5 protein-coding genes are annotated in these 5,060 nt (G+C 49.2%); 2 read left to right on the top strand and 3 right to left on the bottom strand.

Annotated elements, in window-relative coordinates; genetic code table 11:
* The first annotated feature begins 112 nt into the window (after window positions 1-112).
* On the top strand, window positions 113-1,078 hold the full coding sequence (lipA, locus tag ABY802_RS15745) for a lipoyl synthase (RefSeq protein WP_372628075.1): 966 nt from the start codon (window positions 113-115) through the stop codon (window positions 1,076-1,078).
* Window positions 1,079-1,209: 131 nt separating this feature from the next.
* On the top strand, window positions 1,210-1,575 hold the full coding sequence (locus ABY802_RS15740) for a PilZ domain-containing protein (RefSeq protein ID WP_372628074.1): 366 nt from the start codon (window positions 1,210-1,212) through the stop codon (window positions 1,573-1,575).
* A 6-nt stretch (window positions 1,576-1,581) separates the two neighbouring features.
* Here the strand turns inward: ABY802_RS15740 and ABY802_RS15735 are convergent, their stop codons facing one another.
* The 3 genes from ABY802_RS15735 to pnp form a co-directional block, all read right to left on the bottom strand.
* Window positions 1,582-2,775, bottom strand: coding sequence for a hypothetical protein (locus ABY802_RS15735; RefSeq protein WP_372628073.1), 1,194 nt, complete (start codon window positions 2,773-2,775; stop codon window positions 1,582-1,584).
* Window positions 2,762-3,658, bottom strand: coding sequence for a lipoprotein NlpI (gene nlpI, locus ABY802_RS15730; RefSeq protein WP_372628072.1), 897 nt, complete (start codon window positions 3,656-3,658; stop codon window positions 2,762-2,764). The genes ABY802_RS15735 and nlpI overlap by 14 nt, the downstream gene beginning before the upstream one ends.
* A gap of 1 nt (window position 3,659) precedes the next feature.
* Window positions 3,660-5,060 (bottom strand): polyribonucleotide nucleotidyltransferase (pnp, locus tag ABY802_RS15725; RefSeq protein WP_372628071.1); only part of this gene is annotated, 1,401 nt, incomplete at its 5' end.

The following is a 5,060-nucleotide window of genomic DNA, read 5'->3' as shown; positions in this document are numbered from 1 at the left end:
GATTTTGGCGGGCCGCTGAGCATTGCCCAGGCAAAAACTGACATCAGCAACATCTTTCAACGGCTTCTGGCCGTATCCGAACTAAGTTTTAAAACAGGGTTAGAGTGGCAACATGACTAAGACAGCGCGAATGGAACCAGGGGTAAAATTGCGTGACGCCGATAAAATGGCGTTAATTCCGGTTAAGGTATTGCCGACCGAACCTGAGGAAATGCTGCGTAAGCCTGCCTGGTTAAAGATTAAGTTACCAAAGAACTCAGAGCGGATCGATCAGATCAAAGGTGCCATGCGCAAACATGGTTTGCATTCGGTCTGTGAAGAGGCAGCATGCCCTAACCTGCCCGAGTGTTTTAATCATGGCACAGCCACCTTTATGATCCTTGGTGCTATCTGTACCCGCCGTTGCCCATTTTGCGATGTGGCTCATGGCAGGCCTTTGCCGCCAAGCGCGGAAGAGCCGGAGAAACTGGCATTAACCATTCGTGATATGAAATTAAAATACGTGGTAATTACCTCCGTTGATCGCGACGATTTGCGCGATGGCGGTGCCCAGCACTTTGCAGATTGCATTGATGCTATCAGGAAATATTGCCCGGATATAAAAATTGAAGTGCTGGTGCCGGATTTCCGTGGCCGGATGGATGTCGCGCTGGACATTCTGAGCAAGAGCCCGCCAGATGTGTTTAATCATAATTTGGAAACCGCGCCACGGCTTTATAAATTGGCGCGGCCCGGTGCGGATTACAAATGGTCGCTGACCTTGCTAAAACGCTTTAAGCAGGCGCACCCACAAGTATCAACCAAATCAGGGCTGATGGTTGGCCTGGGTGAAACGACCGAAGAGTTACTGCAGGTTCTGCAAGACTTGCGCGATCATGACGTCGATATGCTTACCGTAGGCCAGTATCTGCAGCCCAGCAAACATCATTTGCCGGTAAAACGCTATATGCCACCGGCCGAGTTTGACGATATTAAGCAGTTTGCCAATAGCATTGGCTTTAAACATGCGGCATGTGGCCCGTTTGTGCGCTCGAGCTATCACGCTGATCGCCAGGCCGCCGGCGAAGAGGTCAGTTAACGGTACATTTTAACAAAACACGACATTAAGGCTGCGGTATGCGGCCTTTTTTAATCGTGACATCGGCGGCGAGCGTTGTGCTATTTACACGGAAAACAGCTACACTTGATCGAATTAAATTTGGGGGGTATATGGAGCAACGACGTTTTAGCCGGGTTAATTTTCAGGGTAAAGCTCATTTAGAAACCGCTGAGCAAAGCTACCCCACTGATGTACTTGATTTATCGTTAAAAGGTGCGTTAATCAGTATTCCTGCAGATTGGCAGCCTAAGGTAACTGGTCCCCTGATCTTACGGGTACACCTGAGTGACTATCCACTTGATTTTAGTATGCAGGTTAGCGTCGCCCATCAGCACAACGATGTGATTGGCTTACACTGCGATAAAATTGATTTGGAAAGTGCGGGTCATTTAAAACGGCTGATTGAGCTTAATCTAGGTGATAGTCAGATATTAAGCCGCGAATTGTCTGAGTTGTCAGTAGATGAGCATTCCTAAGTGCCGTTAAAGGTACTGTAACGCTGCTACTGCCTCAGGATAGCCATGGCCAGCGGCAATTTGCATTAACGCATGCCAGTGCTGCCAGGCTTGCTGCTGTCTTGCCAGATAAGCAAAATAGTACTGCACCGGCATAATATGCTCAGTTTGATTCAATGAGCGGACCATTAGCTGGTGATAAAACGCCGGCATCGCAGTCTGATAAGATTCCATCGGATTAATGGTTGCCACCACCCGATAGGCTTGTTGCCCGGTGGCGTTACAGGTAGAAACAGCTTGTAGCTTCACGTTATCTGCCATAGGCTGCCATCTTTGCTGCCAGGCGGCCAGGGTTACCGGACTATCGTCGAACAATACATTAGTGGCAAATGTGCCCGGCTGGCAGACTGACTCTGCTGACGCACGGCTTAACGGGTATTCATCAATAAAGCCCAGCACATGCATAAATTCGTGCTGTAATAACGCCAGACTCGCAGTGTCAGGGAGTTGTAAGATGCCGTTGTTATAACTGGCGAGTCCTCTGCCGGCAATAACCAGTAGCTGGCTGAACTTACCGGCCAGCACCTGCTTGGTTAGCACGTCATAATTGCAGCTAATTCGGCTGGCGGCCTGCTCAGAGCAGTTAAGCGCAGGCGCATTTACTATAATTAAATCGTTAAAACACACCGGTAAGCTGCTAAGCAGCGGATCCTTCGCCCAGGCACTTTGCAGTTGCTGCCAGCGCACAATTCCTGCCTGCTGGCTTGCCACCGGTTGGATGGTAAGGTTGCAACCCGCAGCGGCGTAATACCCACTATTGGCAACAGCTGATGGCGTAGATTGCCACAGGCCCAAGGCAGCACGATGCGCCGGGCTGATAGCAGCTGCCGCCAGTTGTTTGCTATCGACGGTGTGTTGCAGCCAGGTTGCCGTGGCTAAGCGCCCCTCTAACCGCTGTTGTAACTGAATTGCATGATTTAAACCCTGAGTATCACCGAGTTTTGCGGCCTGCCTGAACCACTGTAAAGCGGCATCAAGTTCGTTATCAGCCAGCCGCTGGCGGCCAAGCTGCATTGCCGCTGCAGGCTCAACTGCTGCGTCATCCATCAGCTGTTGCTCAGTAGCCAAGTTGTTATCAGGTGAACAGCCGAACAGTAATAATGCAAAAAAGCCAGCAAGCTGGCTTTTGTAAAATTTGGCACGAAGATTAATGGAACTCATTACTCTCGCCAGACAGCGCTTCACCTCTGAGCCTGGCCATCTCGAGCCTGGCATAACGATGCTCGACAAATTCATAAACATTAGTAGCAAGTACTTGTTTATAGTATTCAATAGCCTGTTCAGGTTGCTGCTCTGCTTCATACCACTTGGCCAGATAAAAATAAACCTCACAAAGCCGCTCTGCTAACACCCGCGGGCTAGTAAGATCATTAATAACTGAATTTAATAATTGTTGCTCAGACAACTTGCCCAGATAAAAAAGCGGAATGTTTGTTGCCCAGTCATCCGCCGCTAAAGTGGCGACATTTGCTGTTAGGCGTGCCCTGGCAGCGCGCTCTGATAAATCACGTTCAGCCAGATAGAGCCAGACCACCCGATAGGGATCTGTTGGCTGAAGTTTAAGAAATTTTACGAAATCAGGCACCGCCAGATCAGCCCGGCCAGCATAATACAGGGCAATACCACGGTTAAGATAGGCATATTCGTAGTCAGGGGCCAGCTCGAGCACGGAATCAAACGCTTCAAACGCCTGATCAAAATCACCACTTAGGGTGTAATGAATGCCAACAAAGTTGTAGGCATCGGCCATATCTGGTTTCAAGCGGAGCGCCCGCATAAAGTCAAGCCGGGCCAGTGAGCGCAGGCCTGCACTGTCATACATAACACCGCGGTCATAGTATAAACGTGCCGACTGCTCTTCTGATAACTCTGCACGCTGTAATATTTCGGTCAGCCGGGCAATTGCCAGCTCAGTCCGATAAGGTACCGCAAGCGGCTCTGGCGTAAGCCAGGCCGCAGACGATGACGGTTGCCATGTAGCACAACCGCTTAAGGTTAACAGCGCTGTTAACAGCGCTGCGATACCGGATTTAGCGCGACGCATATTATGCGTCTTGCTCAGTGTTAGCCGCCGAATCAGCTGATTTAGTATTCGCTTCTTTAATACTTAACCGTACCCGACCTTGCTTGTCCACTTCCAACACTTTAACAGCCACTTTCTGACCTAATTGTAAATGTTCAGAAACGTTGCTTACCCGCTCATCAGAGATTTGCGAAATATGCACTAAGCCGTCTTTACCTGGCAATACGTTAACAAAGGCACCGAAGTCAACAATCCGGACCACTTCGCCCTGGTAAATTGCTCCCACTTCAATATCAGCAGTAATCGCATTAATTTTATCAATAGCAATTTGCGCTGCTTTCGCGGTGGTAGCGGCAATTTTTATGCTGCCATCGTCTTCCAGCTCGATAGTGGTACCCGATTCTTCAGTGATCTGACGAATAACCGCACCACCTTTACCGATAACTTCACGGATTTTCTCCGGATTAATCTTCATGGTGTAGATACGCGGTGCGTATTCAGACATTTCTTCACGGTGACCGCTAATGGCCTGATCCATCACATTTTGAATATGCAAACGGGCTGCTTTAGCCTGTTTTAACGCTTTTTGCATAATTTCCTGAGTAATACCATCAATCTTAATGTCCATTTGCAGCGCCGTAATACCTTCGGTGGTACCGGCTACTTTAAAGTCCATGTCACCTAAGTGATCTTCGTCACCTAAGATATCAGAAAGTACGACATAGTCGTCGCCTTCTTTAACCAGGCCCATCGCAATACCAGCGACAGAGGCTTTAATCGGCACACCGGCATCCATTAAGGCTAATGATGAACCACATACCGATGCCATAGAGCTTGAACCATTAGATTCAGTGATTTCAGACACGATACGTACCGTGTACGGGAAATCTTCAAAATCAGGCATTACAGCCAGTACGCCACGTTTAGCTAAGCGGCCATGACCAATTTCGCGACGCTTTGGCGACCCTACCATACCAGTCTCACCAACGCTGTACGGAGGGAAGTTGTAGTGCAGCATAAAGGTATCGGTTTTCTGGCTTAACAAGTCATCGATGTTCTGTGCATCACGCGCTGTTCCTAAGGTACAGGTTACCAGCGCCTGAGTTTCACCACGGGTAAACAGTGATGAGCCGTGAGTACGGGGTAACACACCTGTCATAACACTTAAACCACGGATCATTTCCGGATCACGGCCGTCAATGCGTGGCTCACCTTTGGTGATGCGGCTGCGGACCACTTTACTTTCCAGGTCATGGAAAATATCGCCAAATTCGTTCTTGTCCAGCGCTTCGTCTTCAGCCAGTTCAGCGGTCAACTTAGTATGCAGAGCGGTTTTAATTTCTGCGATACGCTCGTAGCGCTTGGCTTTTTCAGTGATCTGATACGCTTCGCCAATGTCTGCAGTGGCCAGTTCTGCCACTTT

This window comes from Arsukibacterium sp., assembly GCF_041616895.1.
Taxonomy (GTDB): Bacteria; Pseudomonadota; Gammaproteobacteria; order Enterobacterales; family Alteromonadaceae; genus Alishewanella.
Note: the sequence above shows the minus strand (reverse complement) of the source record. Positions and strands in the feature narration are given on the sequence as shown.